We start from the raw sequence: 15,252 nt of genomic DNA on the forward strand, positions 1-15,252 counted from the left end.
CGAGCCCGAGGACAACGCTGAATATGTAGGGAACGTTTTGGAGAGCACATAAAAATGCCGGGTCTGTGCCCGGCATTTTGTTTCAATCGCATGAGACCGTTCGTGGTCACCCCGCCATGCGCATCTGCTCTGCCATGCCATGAAGCTGGTGGCCGGAGGAGACGCGGAAGCCGCGGATGAGGTTCAGCAGCTCTTCGGTGTCCACGGCGAGCGCTTCCGCCGAAGCCGTGGTTTCTTCCGCCATCGCCGCATTGTGCTGGGTGGCGACATCCAGCTGGTTGAGCGACGAGGAGATCGAGCGCAGCGTCGTATCCTGTTCGGCAGCCGAATGGGCGATCTTGCTGACGATCTCGTTGGCGGATTTGATCTGATCCGAGATGCGTTTCAGCGCATCGCCGGCCTCGCCGACAAGGCGCACGCCGTTTTCCACCTGGGCGGAAGAGCGGGCGATCTGGTCCTTGATCTCCTTGGCGGCGGCGGCGGATTTCTGCGCCAGTTCGCGCACTTCCTGCGCCACCACGGCAAAGCCCTTGCCGGCCTCACCCGCACGCGCCGCTTCCACACCGGCATTCAGCGCCAGAAGGTTGGTCTGGAAAGCGATGTCGTCGATCACGCCGATGATGTTGGAAATCTGGTCGGAAGATTGCTCGATACCGCTCATCGCCGTAATCGCCTCTTCCACCACCCGGTCGCTGCGCATGGCTTCGGAGCTGACGGTGGTGACGCGCTTGGCGGCGTCGGCCGCCCCTTCCGCCGTCTGGCGCACCGCAACCGTCAATTCATCGAGAGCGGCCGAGGTTTCTTCCAGATTGGCAGCCTGCCGTTCGGTGCGCTGTGAAAGCTCGTTGGAGGCCTTGCGGATTTCTTCCTTGGAGCCGCCGATGTCGATGCTCTTGGAGTTCACCTTGGCCATGGCGGCGTCGAGATGGATCAGGGCCTCGTTGAAATTGTCGCGTAGCGCCGCATAACGGTTGCCGAGATCGCCGCAACGTACGGTCAGATCGCCGCCCGCCAGCTTTTCCAGCGCCTCGCCGATGGTGGTGACGACACGCGCCTGCAATTCCGCCTCGTCGCGCTGCATGTCGAGATTGTTCTGGCGCTCCGCATTGAGCTGTCGCTGCTGTTCTTCCTCACGGCGCTGCATGGCATGGCGCTCACGCACCTTGTCCTGAAGCGAGGCAGTGGCCTTCGCCATCATACCCACTTCGTTGGTCAGGCCGGTATGGGGAATGGCGAGCGAGACGTTCTCATTGGCCACTTCACCGAGCGCACGGTGAATATCGCCGAGCGGCTTCGAAATGCCACGGATGACGTAAAAGGCGGCGGCAAGCGCCAGTACGAAGATGGCGGCACCGATGGACAGCGCCTTCATCACCTCGCCGCGAACCTGCGCGTTCAGATCGTCGATATAAACGCCGGTCACGACCACCACCTGCCACGGCTCGAAGGCAAGCGCATAGGAGCTTTTGGCGTAGTCATTGCCTTCCATGCCGGGCTTCGGACCGTAAAAATCCGTCTGGCCGCCGCCATTGCGGCCAAGCCGCACCAGCTCGTCGCGATAGGCGAAACCCTTGCTGTCCGGCTTGCCCTTGAAGCTCTCACCGACGCGCTTGGCATCGGGATGGAACTTCATCGTCACGTCGTAGTCGTAACCAAACAGATAACCGTCCGGCGTGAAGCGCATGGCGCTGACAGTCGCGTAAGCCTGTTTCATGGCCTCGTCGCGCGAAAGCGTCCCGGCCTTTTCCTTGTCGTGGAAGGATTGCAGGATGGAGATCGCCGATTGCACCTGCGTCCGCAGCATGCCGTAGCGTTCCTCATAGATAGCATCGGTGGCGGATTTCAGCTGGTAAAACGTCGCCACGGCGAAGGCGGCCATCAGGGCCACCACGAGAACGATCAACTGACGGGAAATGGAAAGGTTCTTCATGGGCGCTCACAAGCGTTTGGGATCGCGCGCCTGAAAACGCCGCGCGGTACCGATGTTTCGGAGAAGGGAGAGGCGCATGATGCGCGATAAAAGGGCCAAAAAGCGCGTGTCCGCGCCGTGGCCTCATCCTGTGCTGCATCGCACTATAGACGCACTTAGCGGCTAAAAATTTGAATAAATATTTAATTAGCGAAAGCTTTATCAGGCCCGACAGGCAGAATAAGCGGGGATGAAAGCAATATTCCCCGAATGGTTGCGGCCCCATTTCGGGAATGCAGCGATGACGCGATTATTTGACCTTCGTCATGAAATGCGTCATCGGCCGGTCAATTGCCGCGCAATTTGAAATCCGGGAACTGGGGGGCGCCGATCACCGAGGCGCTGGCCGGTTCGGCTGCGTTTTCGGTGGAGATTTCCTTGACGGCTGCCGTGGTCGTCGTCACGTCGATGCCGGCCGGTGTCGAAACCGTCTCAGCGGGATGTGCCACGGGTTCTGCGTCGTCATAGGTCGCGATGGCGCTGCTGGAAGTTTCCGCCATCCATGCGGGATTGGTGCTGACGAAGGTGACGGGCGCACCGCCAAGCCAGGCTTCGGTGCGCAGCAGGGTGCGCTTGCCGTCGACTTCGCGCATTTCCGTGTGCTGCGTGCCCGGCTCAATGGAGGGAACGGCATAACCCTGCGCCACGGCTTTGCCCTTCATTGGCTTGCAGCCCGCGCAATCGCGACGAATGAAGCTGCCATTGGCCACATGCACGCCGTTTATATATTCGATGGAAGACGCCATCGCCGACCCGCCGGTCAGCGCGACAATCGCTGTCAGAAAAAGACGACGCATCGAAAAACCCCCGAAATGACGGCGCGGCCTCGTGATCGAGACACAGTGCGCCATTCAATGTTCCGGCAAGTATTACCGATGTTTCGTTTCCATCGGGTCAGCAAACTTGGTAAAAATTGAACGAAATATTCGCGTCCAATCCCGTTTGCCTTAAGGATCAGGCCTTTTCGCGCGCGACGGCCTGCCAGCCGATATCGCGACGGCAAAAGCCGTTTTCCCACTCTACCTTGTCGGCCAGCGCATAAGCGCGGGCCTGCGCTTCCGTGACGGTCTTTCCAAGGGCGGTGACATTCAGCACGCGTCCGCCCGTCGCCACCAGCCCGCCGTCCTTCAGCGCGGTTCCGGCATGGAACACCTTCGCCTCTTCGCTGGCCTCGGGAATATGGGCGATCGGCGTGTTCTTGTCGTAAGCACCGGGATAGCCCTTCGAAGCGAGAACGACGGTCAGCGCCGCATCGTCGCGCCATTCCGCCTCCACCTTGTCCAGCGTGCCGGTGGCGGTGGCATAGAGGATCGGCAGCAGATCGCTTTTCAGGCGCATCATCAGCACCTGGCATTCGGGATCGCCGAAGCGGACGTTGTATTCGATGAGTTCCGGGCCCTTGGCGGTAATCATCAGGCCGGCGAAGAACACGCCGGAGAAGGGATTGCCATCCTTGGCCATGCCCGAAATCGTCGGCTCGATGATCTCCTTCATGGTGCGCGCCACCATGGCCGGTGTCATCACAGGAGCGGGGGAATAGGCACCCATGCCGCCGGTATTCGGGCCGGTATCGCCATCGCCGACGCGCTTGTGATCCTGTGCGGTGGCGAGCGCCAGTGCGGTCTTGCCATCGGAAAGGCAGAAGAAGCTGGCTTCCTCGCCGTCGAGGAAGGCCTCCACCACCACTTCGGCGCCGGCTGCGCCGAAAGCGCCGTCGAAACAGTCGTCGATGGCGGCAAGCGCTTCGGCTTCCGTCATCGCAACGGTCACGCCCTTGCCGGCGGCAAGCCCGTCGGCCTTGATGACAATCGGCGCGCCCTGTTGACGAACATAATCCCTAGCCGGTTCGGAGGTCTTGAAACGCTGGTAAGCGCCGGTCGGAATATCGTAGCGCGCGCAGAGATCCTTGGTGAAACCCTTGGAACCCTCAAGCTGGGCGGCTGCCTTTGAAGGGCCGAAAGTGGCGATGCCGGCGGCACGCAGATCATCCGCAAGACCGGCAACCAGCGGCGCTTCCGGGCCGACGACGACGAAGTCGATTGCCTTTTCTTTCGCAAAGGCGATGACGGCTGCGTGGTCTTCCACGTCAAGCGCCACCAGCGTCGCATGGTCGGCAATGCCGGGATTGCCGGGAGCGGCATAAAGCTCATTGAGCAGAGGAGACTGGGCGATTTTCCACGCCAGCGCATGTTCGCGTCCGCCGGAACCGATCAACAGAACTTTCATGGTCAATACCCCTGCAAATTCGCCAGTAACCTTGTGGGACGGGCGTTAAGGGCAGGGGGGCGAAAGGTCAAGGAGAAAGCGCCGCAAATGCCCGTCTTTCCCTTGAACGCTGCCTTTCCTGTGGAATCGTTGCCGCCTCTTGTTGTCACGCCACAATCAGACATTATGTTCGCCGCTCCAGACGTGACAGCAGAGAACCTCATGACCGCAGACAATGCCCGCCTCGCCTCGCTCATCGCCTCCGAAATCAACGCCCGCCCCGATCAGGTGAAGGCGGCGGTAGCCTTGCTGGATGAGGGCGCGACTGTTCCCTTCATCGCCCGTTACCGCAAGGAAGTGACGGGAGGGCTGGATGACACGCAGCTTCGAACGCTTTCGGAACGTCTCGTCTATCTGCGCGAACTCAATGCGCGCCGTGGCTCCATCGTGGAGTCCATCACCGGCCAGGGCAAGATGACCGATGAACTGATGGTCAAGATCATGCAGGCGGGCACCAAGGCGGAGCTGGAAGACCTCTATCTGCCCTATAAGCCGAAGCGCCGCACCCGTGCCGAAATCGCCCGCGAACGCGGTCTCGGCCCGCTGGCAGAAGCCATCTGGGATAACCGCGCCGCCGATCCGGCGAAACTGGCGGAAGCTTATGTTCAGGGCGAGGTGGCCGATGTGAAGGCGGCACTCGAGGGCGCGCGCGACATCGTGGCGGAAACCATGACGGAAAATGCCGATCTGCTCGGCCGCCTGCGCGATTACATGCGCCAGAACGCCACCTTCCGCGCCAAGGTCGTGGATGGCAAGCAGGCGTCGGGCGAGAAATTCTCCGACTATTTCGATCATTTCGAGCGCTGGGCGACGGTGCCGGGCCACCGGGCGCTGGCCATGCTGCGCGGCTGGAACGAGGAAGTGCTGACGCTGACAATCGATGTGGATGCGGACGATCCCTCACCGGTGAAACCCGCACAGCGCACCATCGCAGCCGCCTTCGATATCCGCAATGCCGGTCCCGCCGACCAATGGCTGATGGAAGTGGCAGGCTGGACGTGGCGGGTGAAGCTCTCCATGTCGCTCTCGCTCGATCTGATGCGCGAATTGCGCGAGCGTGCCGAAGAAGAGGCGATCCATGTTTTCGCCCGCAATCTCAAGGATCTGCTGCTGGCCGCACCGGCCGGCTCCCGCGCCACCATGGGTCTCGATCCGGGCATCCGCACCGGCGTCAAGGTGGCAGTGGTGGATGGCACTGGCAAGCTTCTGGATACCAGCACGGTTTATCCCTTCCCGCCGAAGAACGATGTGCGCGGCACGCAGGCGGAACTTGCTGTCCTCATCCGCAAGCACAATGTCGAGCTGATCGCCATCGGCAATGGCACCGGCAGCCGCGAGACGGAAAAGTTGGTCGCCGATCTTCTGGCGCAGATGCCGGCTTCGGGTGCAAAGCCCACCAAGGTCATCGTCTCGGAGGCGGGCGCTTCGGTCTATTCCGCTTCGGAACGGGCGGCGGCTGAATTCCCCAATCTCGATGTTTCGCTGCGCGGCGCCGTCTCCATCGCCCGCCGCCTTCAGGATCCGCTGGCGGAATGGTGAAGATCGAGCCGAAATCCATCGGTGTCGGTCAGTACCAGCATGACGTCGACCAGGGCCGCCTCAGCCGCTCGCTCGATGCTGTGGTGGAAGATGCGGTGAATGCCGTCGGTGTCGATCTCAATACCGCCTCTTCGCCGCTTCTGGCGCGGGTGTCCGGCCTTGGCAGCTCGATTGCCGATGCCATCGTCGCCCATCGCGACCAGACCGGCCCCTTCGCCAGCCGCAGGGAACTGCTGAAGGTGCCGCGCCTTGGCCAGCGCACCTTCGAGCAATGCGCCGGCTTCCTGCGCATCCCGAACGGCAAGGAACCGCTGGATGCTTCCTCGGTTCATCCGGAAGCCTATGGCGTGGCGAAAAAGATCGTCGCCGCCTGCGGTCGCGATCTGCGCTCGCTGATGGGCGACAGCGCTGCGTTGAAGGCGCTCGATCCGAAGAAATTCATCGACGAGCAATTCGGCCTGCCGACCGTGAAAGACATCATCGCCGAACTGGAAAAGCCCGGCCGCGACCCGCGCCCGAGCTTCAAGACCGCGACCTTTGCCGAGGGCGTGGACGAGATCACCGATCTGAAACCGGGCATGCTGCTGGAAGGCACCGTCACCAATGTCGCCGCCTTCGGCGCTTTCGTGGATATCGGCGTGCATCAGGACGGGCTGGTGCATGTCTCGCAACTCGCCGACCGTTTCGTGAAGGACCCGCATGAGGTCGTCAAGGCGGGCGATGTCGTCAAGGTGCGGGTCGTGGAAGTGGATGTGAAGCGCAAGCGCATCGGTCTCACCATGCGCAAGGATGGCGGCGAGGCAGCGCCGCAGCCGATGCGCGAGAAGGGCAATGCCAGCGCCATGCGGCACGCCACATCCAAACCGAAAGAGCGCAACGAGGGGTCGCAAACCGGTGGTGCGCTTGCCGCCGCTCTGGCTGAAGCCATGAAGCGACGCTGACCTCCGGTTGAAATGATTTTTTACCAAAAAGCCCCGCCGCACACCCCGGCGGGGCTTTTTGCTTGATGAAATCGTTCAATTTTTTTGAAATAAGACTATCTTGAAACTTGTGCCGAAAGGAATACGGTCAGCGAAATTGATAAGTGAGACTTAGCAATTGGGGGTGCCATGGCGTCGTCTCTGCATGTTCTTCTCGAAAAGATAATCAAGACCGGTGATCTCACCGTCAACAGCCCGGGCGGCAGCCGCACATTCGGCGACGGCGCGGGAAAAAAGGTGGTTCTGAACTTCACCGACGAAGCCGCCATGCAGGAGATCGCCGCCGATCCGGCGCTGAAGCTGGCTGAAATGTATATGGAAGGCCGGGCGAAGGTCGCGGAAGGCGACATCTACGATTTTCTGGCGCTGGTCAAAGGCAATACACTGAGCGAGGCCCTGTCCTTCGGCATGATCTGGCGCGGCATGGCGCGCATCATCGCCGCCCGCATCAAGATGCATCTGCCGGTCAACCACAATAAGAGCAACGTCGCCCATCATTACGATCTGAGCGCCAAGCTGTTCGATCTCTTCCTTGATGAGGACTGGCAATATTCCTGCGCCTATTTCAATCCGCCCGGCATCAGTCTCTACGAGGCGCAGGTTGCCAAAAAACGGCACATCGCCGCCAAGCTGATGACCGAGCCGGGCCAGAGCGTGCTGGAAATCGGCTCCGGCTGGGGCGGCATGGCGATGTATATTGCCGAAAGCGCCGGTGCGGATGTGACCGGCATCACGCTCAGCGAAGAACAGCTGCGCGTTTCCCGCGACCGCGCCGCCAAACGCGGCCTTGCGGCAAATGTCCGTTTCGAATTGCAGGACTACCGCTACCTGCCGGCTTCGAAAAAATACGATCGCATCGTCTCCGTCGGCATGTTCGAACATGTCGGGCCGACCCATTATCGCGATTATTTCGACAAGGTGGCGGAGGTGCTGGACGACAAGGGCGTGATGGTGTTGCATTCCATCGGCCAGCCCTATCCGGCGCTGGCGACCAATCCCTTCATCGAAAAATATATTTTCCCCGGCGGGTATATTCCCTCGCTTGCCGAGGTGCTGCCGGCCATCGAAAAATCGCGGCTGCTGGTGAAGGATATCGAAATCCTGCCCATGCATTACGCCCATACGCTTCGCCATTGGCGCGAGCGTTTCGTGGCGCGCAGGGCCGAAGCGGTAGCGCTTTATGACGAACGCTTCTTCCGCATGTGGGAGTTTTATCTGGCGGGCTCGGAAATGGCCTTTACCCACGAAAACTTCCACATTTTCCAGATCCAGATCGCCAAGGATCGCGATGCCGTGCCGCATAGTCGCGACTACATTGCGCAGAACGAGGCGAAGCTGCTGGAATTCGAGAAGACGCGCGCGCCGCTGGAGAAGGTGACGTTCTGACGAGGGCGTGGGTAACGGGCGACCGAATTGTGGTGATTGTTGACAAACGTCTCCGCAATCTCGGCGTCATCCTCGGGCTTGTCCCGAGGATCTATCCACGTTGTTTAAAGTCCGTCGGTTGCAGATGCTCGGGACAGGCCCGAGCATGACCGCGCTGGTTAATGGAATGGAAAGACAATCCCTCTAAGTCTACGGACACCTGTCTGTATTGCGTTTCTGGGGTGCTTTCATGTTCAAGCCATCAGCGGCCGCCGCCGCCTGTGTTCTGTCGCTTTTTGCCGTGGGCAATGCCCATGCGGAAGGCTGGTTTTCCGGCGACTGGTATCTGAAGCTCGGCGGTGCGGGTTTCACCGCACCGAAATATCAGGGCGACAACAAGAATGAATTCGGCTTCTCGCCCATCATTTCGCTCGGCCGTCAGGGCCAGGGCGCGCGTTTCACCTCGCGTAACGACAGCGCCTCGATTTCGCTTCTGGATAACGGCCCGATCAGTATGGGTCTTGCCGGAAAGCTGGTGTCCCCGCGTGACGAGGGCGACTCGTCCGATCTGAAGGGCATGACCCGCATCAAGCGCGGCGGCGAGCTTGGCGGTTTCGCCGAAGCCTATCCGACCGACTGGCTGCGCGTACGCGGTGAAGTTCGTCAGGGCATCCGCAGCCATAGCGGCGTAGTCGGCGATGTCGCCGTCGATGCCTTCACCGATATCGCCCCCGGCATCCAGATTTCCGCCGGGCCGCGTGCGACATGGGTGAGCAGCAAATACAATGAACGCTATTACGGCGTAAGTGCCGCGCAGACGGCTGCAGGCGCGCCATCGCCCTATAGCCCCGGCGGCGGCCTGCATTCCGCCGGCATCGGCGCCGCCATCACCTGGAAAGTCACCGAAAACGCCGAAGTCGGCTCGTTTGCGGAATATCGCCGCCTGACCGGCGATGCCGCCGACAGTTCGCTGGTGCGCGAGCGCGGCTCTAAGAACCAGTTCATCATCGGCGTTCAGGCGAGCTACAAGTTCAATTTCTCGCTGCCCTGACAAATAGCCGAGATATCGTCCTGCAAAGCCCCGTCGCGAAACCGCTGCGGGGCTTTTCTGCATATGCGGCCGGGTGCTGAAATCCATTCCGATTTTCCCGCCGATGCTGTAGAACCATCCCATGGTTCACCACAGCGATTTGTCAGATCGCGTCTCCGACGCGCCATCCAATAACTGGGTCTATCGGATTTTGCCGAGGCCCCTCTGGCCCTATGCGCAACTGGCCCGGTGGGATCGCCCCATCGGCTGGCAATTGCTGATGTGGCCATGTTTCTGGTCCGCAGCCCTTGCGGCAAATGTCGCGATGGCGAGCGGCGGCTTTTCCTGGGCGACGCTGATCTGGCATCTGGTGCTGTTCTTCATCGGATCGGTGGCGATGCGCGGCGCGGGTTGCACCTATAATGACCTCGCCGACCACAAGATCGACATGGCCGTGGCGCGCACCCGTTCGCGGCCGCTGCCTTCCGGCCGCGTGAGCCGGTCGCAGGCCAAGCTCTTCATCGTCCTGCAGGCGCTTGCGGGGCTTGTCGTGCTCCTTCAGTTCAACAGTTTCGCAATCGCCACCGGCATATTCTCGCTGATCTTCGTGGCGATCTATCCCTTCGCCAAGCGCTTCACCAACTGGCCGCAATTTTTCCTCGGCCTTGCCTTTTCCTGGGGTGCGCCGATGGGCTGGGCGGGACAGTTCGGATCGATCGCCTGGCCGGCTGTCCTGCTTTATGTCGGCTCCATCGCCTGGACGATCGGTTATGATACAATCTACGCCCATCAGGACAAGGAAGACGACACCGCCGTGGGCATCGGTTCAACCGCCCTGCTGTTTGGCGAGAACACACATCGCTGGCTGGTTTTCCTTTATGGCACAGCCCTTGTCATGATGTTCCTGTCGTTCTGGGTCGCGGGTGTTAACGTCATTGCCTATAGCGGCCTTGCCGCCGCGGCCATCATGCTGTTCCGGCAGGTCTGGGTGCTTAATATCGATGACGTCGATCAGTGCCTCGTGCTGTTCAAATCCAACAACCGCGTCGGCGTGCTGATTTTCGCGGGCCTCATCCTGCCGCTCCTGCTGGCGTAAGCCTGTGAAAACACGAAATGAAAAAGCCCGGCCGCGTCATCCGCGCCGGGCTTTTTTGATTTGTCTGGCTGAAGATTATCAGCTGCGGGCGATGATTTCCTTGCCCTCGATCTTCATGCTCATGCCCAGCGAACCGGTGGAGCGGCGAACGAGGAAGCGGGGGCGACGCTCCGCGAAATAGGAATGGCGGCGGCGCGGGCGGGTATTCTGGGTGCGCACCTTGCCGAGATGTTCTTCCAGCGGACGGGCGACGCCATCGGCTTCCACCATCAGCATGGGAATACGGTAGGCCTCGGACCAGCTGCGCCAGTCGGCGGCGATATCGCAGAGATCGTGGGCGACGAGAAGCGGAACGCAGAGATCCGGATCGTCGTGGTGCAGCTCCAGCGTCACCGTTACCTGTCCGTCGCCATGGTCGATGGCGCGGGCGGCGACGCCCTTGAAGGCGCGGGCTGGCAAAGCGAAGGACAAAGGCAGGCCGGAAGAGGACAGAACCTTTCGCAGAACGGCGCCCCGTTCATCGAGAGTGACGGCGACATCGGTCGCGCCATTGCCTTTTCCATAAGTGACCTGTTGCGGAAAACGTGCCGGGTCGAGTCTGAGAGTGGCGACGGCCCAGTCGGGCTTCAGAACGGTCTTGGTCATGTTTATTCTACCCTTGTTTTACCTGAGAGCCGGTTTCCGGTCTTCTCATCGGGACTTTTCGTCCTCTGATGTCGGGAGAATATCCGCCGCATGTTCGAGACTGCTTAAAAATCGCGGTTAAGAAAACTTTGCATTCCCAAATGGTTAGCAAAACACACTGTGGCATGGTTTCGCTTAGGTAAAAGGGATTGGGACAATGCGGTTTTTATCCCGGTCGAAATTGTGCTCTTTCAAGCTCCGGGCAAGGCGTCTCCCGCATAGTCAGGCAAAGGCTTGCCGTGCGTCCCGATGGAGGCGCGATGGGTGGATTGAAAACCGGAGCATTCGGCGTCTGAAGCGACGCGCGGGTCTCCAGGGGGCATTCGGATGGTATCGACTTATCTCAGCTACGACCTCATCAACCGCGATATGAAGGCAAGCCTGTCGCGCGTGTCGCAGCAGGGGCTCATCGAGCGGCAGACGACATATTACAAGGAAAACATCGGCAATGTGAAAAGCGTCGATGAGTTCCTCGACAATTACCAGCTCTATTCCTATGCCATGGATGCCTTCGGTCTCGGCGAGATGACCTATGCCAAAGCCTTCATGAAAAAGGTGCTGGAAAGCGATCTGAACGACCAGAACAGCTTCGCCAACAAGCTCACCGACGAGCGGTATCGGGAATTCGCCGCAGCCTTCAACTTCACCACATCGACGAAGACGGTTCAGACGGAAGCGCAGCTCGACAAGATGATCGGGCTTTACGATACGTCGATAACCGATCTCGATGACAGCCTTGCGGAAGAGACCCGGTATTACAAGGCGATTGTCGGCACGGTAACCAATGTCGATCAGCTGCTGCGCAACGACCGCACCCGCGCCTATATCTTTCAGGTCTTCGGCATCGATGAGAAGACCTATTCCTATGCCCATATCAAGGGATTGATGACGAGCGACATCAACGATCCCGACAGTTACATCAACCAGAAATACGGCACGGCCTATAATGACGCGGTCGAAAAACTGACGATGAAGGGCAATATCGAGCTGCACGCGCAGGTCACTGCCCGAATTACCGCAATCGATACCGAACTCGCCGACACCGGTTTGACGGCCGAGGAGCGCACGGAGCTGGAGGCGGAAAAGGTGACGCGCCAGGACCAGCTGACCCAGCTTGAGGCGGTATTGCCGCCGCAGGGTGAGTGGGAAGCGAAGCTCGCCGCCATCAAGGCCGAGCAGACGACGCTCACCAGCACCGTCACGCAATATAACAAGATGGCGCAGCTCGCCACCGCCTTCGAGTTCAAGAACGACGGCACGGTGACCGCCGGTCAGGCGCAGACGGCGGATAATCTCAAGGCCCTGACGGATGCCTATATCGGCAGCGCCCCGCGTGTGACGCCGACCGTCGCCACGCTGAACCGGGATTATTTCGAATCGAAGATCGGTTCGATCAAGACCGTAACCGAACTGACCTCGGATACCCGGCTTCTCAACTATATCAGGACCGCATTCGACCTTGACGACCTCACAGTCGTCACGGCAACGATCCAGAATATCCTGACCAGCGATCTGAGCGATCCGAGCAACTACATCGCGACCGTCGGCAAGAACGACAAGCGTTATATCGCCTTGAGAAATGCCTTCAATTTCCAGACCGACGGAACGCTGGCAGACGGCACGACACCCCAGACGACGGCACAGACCGCGACCACCACCAGCGGTTATATGACCTATTATAACGACAAGGATGATGCCGCCGACGAGAAGGCGCTGAAGCTGTTCAAGAGCGATATAGCCAGCGTCACATCCGTCAAGGATTTCATCGACAGCAGCGCGGTCTATACCTATGCGCTGAAAGCCGTCGGCCTCGATCCGACCAAGGTGAATTCCGCCGATATCCGCAAGGTCCTCACCAGCGATCTGCAGGATAAAAAGAGCTTCGTCTACACGCTGAAAGACGAGCGTTATGTCAAGCTGGCGGAGCTGTTCAACTTCGCCTCCGATGGCAGCGTCGGCACACCGGTTCTGGCGCAGTCGGAAATCGAGATGCAGACCATGTCGGCCGACTACATCAAGAAAAAATCGGCTTTCGGCACGGAAAAGGACAAGGAAACGGCGACGAAGGAATCGGAATATTTCACGGCCGAGATGCAGAAGATCAAGACGCTCAAGGAATTCCTGAGCAATGATCGCCTGACGAAATTCGCGATGGAATCGCTCGGCATCGATCCCGAAAGCGTGACGAAGGAACAGCTCGAAAAGGCCTTCACCTCGAAGCTCGACGACAAAGACAGCTACGTCAACAAGGAGATGGACCCGGTCTTCCGCCGCCTCGTCACCGCCTTCAACTTCAATACCGACGGTACGCTTCTTCACGAGGACCGCAGCCTGATCCAGACGCGGCGCGGCCTTTACGAGACGCTGGACAATTATCTCACCCAGACGCTGGAAACGCAGGCGGGCGAAGAAAATGCCGGTGTGCGCCTGGCGCTCTATTTCCAGCGTATGGCGGCCGGAACGACGTCCTATTACTCGATCCTCGCCGACACGGCGCTCCAGAGCTTCATCAACACCACTTTCGGGATTCCGGACGAGCTCGCCAATGCCGAGGTCGATACGCAGGTGACGATGATGAAGAAATATTTCGACATCGAGGATTTTCAGGATCCGGAAAAGGTCAAGAAGCTGGTCGCCCGTTTCACCATCATGTACGACAATCAGCAAAACACCACCGATCCGATCATGACGCTCTTCAACGGCAGCGGTTCGGTGGGCATCAGCGCCGATACGCTGCTGGCGGTTGCCACGCTGCGGGCGCGGTAGCACAGAAAGCGCGGACGAGCGACGGGAGGATCGGGGTTAGCCGGCTTGAGGCTGATGACAAAGCCTCCCGCATAGACGACGCCATCCCCGCGATTTGTGCTATCCTCTTACCACCCCGGCAGCATGTGCCCGGCGCGCAGACGCGGCATCTTGGGGTAGGTCTTCACATCGCTGTCCATTTCGTCGGCAACGCTCATCGGCGAGATATTGTCGAGGCAGGCGGTGATGTGGTCGGTGATGGCGTTCACCAGCGAAGGGGAGAGGCCGGGCCGTTTCATCAGGCCGATCTGCACCGGCGGCAGGGGCGGGAAGCCGTCCGCGGCGGTCAGAACCTTCATGCCGGTGCGCAGCGCCGATTCCGGCAGCACCGAGACGGCCATGCCCGCCAGAACGGCGGCGGCGACGACGGTGGAAGACCAGCTCGTGAACAGGACCTGATAGTCCCGCCCATCGGCATCGAGCGCCGAACAGGCAAGCTGGCGCCAGTGGCAATCGCGCCGCCCGACGGCGAGCGGCACGGGTGCATCGTCCTTCAGCGGGTGGTTGGCGGAAGCGACCCAGCAGAGCGGCTCGGTCCGCACCACATCGGAGGAGCGGGCACGGGGGTTGTGGGTGACGAGCGCGATATCCAGCTCGCCGCGCGCCATTTTTTCGGCAAGGCTGACCGAAGGTTCGCAGACGATATAAAGCTCGACATTGGGATGGGTCTTGGCGAAGCGCCCGATGATTTCGGGCATATAGCGGTCGGCATAGTCATCGGGCGTGCCGATGCGCAGCATGCCTTCCAACCGGTTGTCGTCGAAGGCGGCGATCGCCTCATTATTGAGGCGGATGATGCGGCGGGCGTAATTCATCAGCTTTTCGCCCTCCGCCGTCAGGCGGTTGCCGCGCCCGTCCTTGGCGAAAAGCTGCTTGCCGATCCGTTCTTCCAGCCGTCGCATCTGCATGGAAACGGCGGATTGCGTCTTGAAAACGCGGTCTGCGGCCTTGGTGAAGCTGCCCGTATCGACGATGGCGATGAAGGTATGCAGCTGGTCTATGTCGAGAGGTGCGGACATGGATGGCCATCCATCAGAATGATTGATGCCTCACATTAGAAACATTCGTTGGACTGATCAATAGTCTTGCGACATTTTGACACCCAGCAAATCAATATCAACCCCGGGCCGGCGAAATGTCAGGCCCCCAACCCGAGGCAGCTTCTCGCGCGTGGTGCGCCGGGGGCGGTGCCGCATCGTGCCGTTACGAAAGGATAAGTGTCATGCGCACGGCAGAACGGAGAATGGAACTGGAACTCGCAACCTCCCGGCAGAACGATACGCTTCGTCGTGTCGCTGGCCTCTTTGCTTTCCGCGTCAAAACGTTCTTGCAGCGCATCTACAATCGTATCGTGGCCAATGGCCTCACGGAACTCGATGACCGCCTTCTGGCCGATATCGGTCTGGCGCGCTCGGATGTGAGGGATGCGCTCAATACCGGCCTGCTCGAGGATCCGACCGCCCATCTGACCCGCGCCGCACGCAACCGCGCGGTGACCCGGTTCAAGACCGTTTAAAGC

Annotated in this window: 10 protein-coding genes and 1 pseudogene; 6 read left to right on the forward strand and 5 right to left on the reverse strand. The window is 60.1% G+C overall.

Features of this window, described 5'->3' with window-relative positions:
- Nucleotides 1–106 precede the first annotated feature (106 nt).
- The 3 genes from L904_RS03050 to purD all read right to left on the reverse strand — a co-directional run bounded on the left by L904_RS03050 (nt 107) and on the right by purD (nt 4,195).
- Nucleotides 107–1,930 (reverse strand): methyl-accepting chemotaxis protein, encoded by a 1,824-nt coding sequence (locus L904_RS03050; protein WP_020813615.1) that lies wholly within the window; start codon nt 1,928–1,930, stop codon nt 107–109.
- 326 nt (nt 1,931–2,256) lie between these two features.
- The gene (locus L904_RS03055; RefSeq protein ID WP_031234591.1) at nt 2,257–2,766 is read right to left on the reverse strand and encodes a plant virulence effector HPE1-like domain-containing protein; all 510 of its coding nucleotides are present in this window, start codon (nt 2,764–2,766) and stop codon (nt 2,257–2,259) included.
- A gap of 157 nt (nt 2,767–2,923) precedes the next feature.
- Nucleotides 2,924–4,195: a phosphoribosylamine--glycine ligase gene (purD, locus tag L904_RS03060; RefSeq protein ID WP_020813617.1), complete on the reverse strand. Its 1,272-nt coding sequence runs from the start codon at nt 4,193–4,195 to the stop codon at nt 2,924–2,926.
- Nucleotides 4,196–4,396: 201 nt separating this feature from the next.
- Between purD and L904_RS03065 the strand changes: the two are divergent.
- From L904_RS03065 to ubiA, 4 genes and pseudogenes are all read left to right on the forward strand, one after another.
- Nucleotides 4,397–6,714, forward strand: a pseudogene (locus L904_RS03065) (Tex family protein).
- A 168-nt stretch (nt 6,715–6,882) separates the two neighbouring features.
- Nucleotides 6,883–8,139: a cyclopropane-fatty-acyl-phospholipid synthase family protein gene (locus L904_RS03070; protein WP_035261408.1), complete on the forward strand. Its 1,257-nt coding sequence runs from the start codon at nt 6,883–6,885 to the stop codon at nt 8,137–8,139.
- A gap of 229 nt (nt 8,140–8,368) precedes the next feature.
- Entirely contained in the window at nt 8,369–9,169 is an 801-nt protein-coding gene (locus L904_RS03075) for a MipA/OmpV family protein (RefSeq protein ID WP_031234593.1), read from the forward strand.
- A 121-nt stretch (nt 9,170–9,290) separates the two neighbouring features.
- A complete protein-coding gene (ubiA, locus tag L904_RS03080) occupies nt 9,291–10,244 on the forward strand; it encodes a 4-hydroxybenzoate octaprenyltransferase (protein WP_020813621.1) in 954 nt (317 codons plus the stop codon).
- Nucleotides 10,245–10,322: 78 nt separating this feature from the next.
- Here ubiA and L904_RS03085 read toward each other — a convergent pair whose 3' ends face one another.
- Nucleotides 10,323–10,889 carry a DUF6101 family protein gene (locus tag L904_RS03085; RefSeq protein WP_003503226.1) on the reverse strand — a complete coding sequence of 189 codons (567 nt, stop codon included), beginning with the start codon at nt 10,887–10,889 and terminating at the stop codon, nt 10,323–10,325.
- A gap of 366 nt (nt 10,890–11,255) precedes the next feature.
- On the opposite strand from L904_RS03085, the gene L904_RS03090 reads away from it, so the two are divergent.
- Nucleotides 11,256–13,694 (forward strand): DUF1217 domain-containing protein, encoded by a 2,439-nt coding sequence (locus tag L904_RS03090; protein ID WP_035261410.1) that lies wholly within the window; start codon nt 11,256–11,258, stop codon nt 13,692–13,694.
- A 107-nt stretch (nt 13,695–13,801) separates the two neighbouring features.
- On the opposite strand, the gene L904_RS03095 is transcribed toward L904_RS03090, so the two are convergent.
- Nucleotides 13,802–14,752, reverse strand: coding sequence for a LysR substrate-binding domain-containing protein (locus tag L904_RS03095; protein WP_004432791.1), 951 nt, complete (start codon nt 14,750–14,752; stop codon nt 13,802–13,804).
- Nucleotides 14,753–14,955: 203 nt separating this feature from the next.
- On the opposite strand from L904_RS03095, the gene L904_RS03100 reads away from it, so the two are divergent.
- On the forward strand, nt 14,956–15,249 hold the full coding sequence (locus L904_RS03100) for a DUF1127 domain-containing protein (RefSeq protein ID WP_004432794.1): 294 nt from the start codon (nt 14,956–14,958) through the stop codon (nt 15,247–15,249).
- Nucleotides 15,250–15,252 lie beyond the last annotated feature (3 nt).

This window comes from Agrobacterium sp. LY4 (genome assembly GCF_001526585.1).
GTDB classification, from domain to species: Bacteria; Pseudomonadota; Alphaproteobacteria; order Rhizobiales; family Rhizobiaceae; genus Agrobacterium; species Agrobacterium leguminum.

What these genes read in the sequence shown, in the direction of transcription:
- L904_RS03050 (WP_020813615.1), bottom strand. Translation starts at nt 1,930, where the DNA reads ATGAAGAACCTTTCCATTTCCCGTCAGTTGATCGTTCTCGTGGTGGCC.
- L904_RS03055 (WP_031234591.1), bottom strand. Translation starts at nt 2,766, where the DNA reads ATGCGTCGTCTTTTTCTGACAGCGATTGTCGCGCTGACCGGCGGGTCG.
- purD (WP_020813617.1), bottom strand. Translation starts at nt 4,195, where the DNA reads ATGAAAGTTCTGTTGATCGGTTCCGGCGGACGCGAACATGCGCTGGCG.
- L904_RS03070 (WP_035261408.1), top strand. Translation starts at nt 6,883, where the DNA reads ATGGCGTCGTCTCTGCATGTTCTTCTCGAAAAGATAATCAAGACCGGT.
- L904_RS03075 (WP_031234593.1), top strand. Translation starts at nt 8,369, where the DNA reads ATGTTCAAGCCATCAGCGGCCGCCGCCGCCTGTGTTCTGTCGCTTTTT.
- ubiA (WP_020813621.1), top strand. Translation starts at nt 9,291, where the DNA reads ATGGTTCACCACAGCGATTTGTCAGATCGCGTCTCCGACGCGCCATCC.
- L904_RS03085 (WP_003503226.1), bottom strand. Translation starts at nt 10,889, where the DNA reads ATGACCAAGACCGTTCTGAAGCCCGACTGGGCCGTCGCCACTCTCAGA.
- L904_RS03090 (WP_035261410.1), top strand. Translation starts at nt 11,256, where the DNA reads ATGGTATCGACTTATCTCAGCTACGACCTCATCAACCGCGATATGAAG.
- L904_RS03095 (WP_004432791.1), bottom strand. Translation starts at nt 14,752, where the DNA reads ATGTCCGCACCTCTCGACATAGACCAGCTGCATACCTTCATCGCCATC.
- L904_RS03100 (WP_004432794.1), top strand. Translation starts at nt 14,956, where the DNA reads ATGCGCACGGCAGAACGGAGAATGGAACTGGAACTCGCAACCTCCCGG.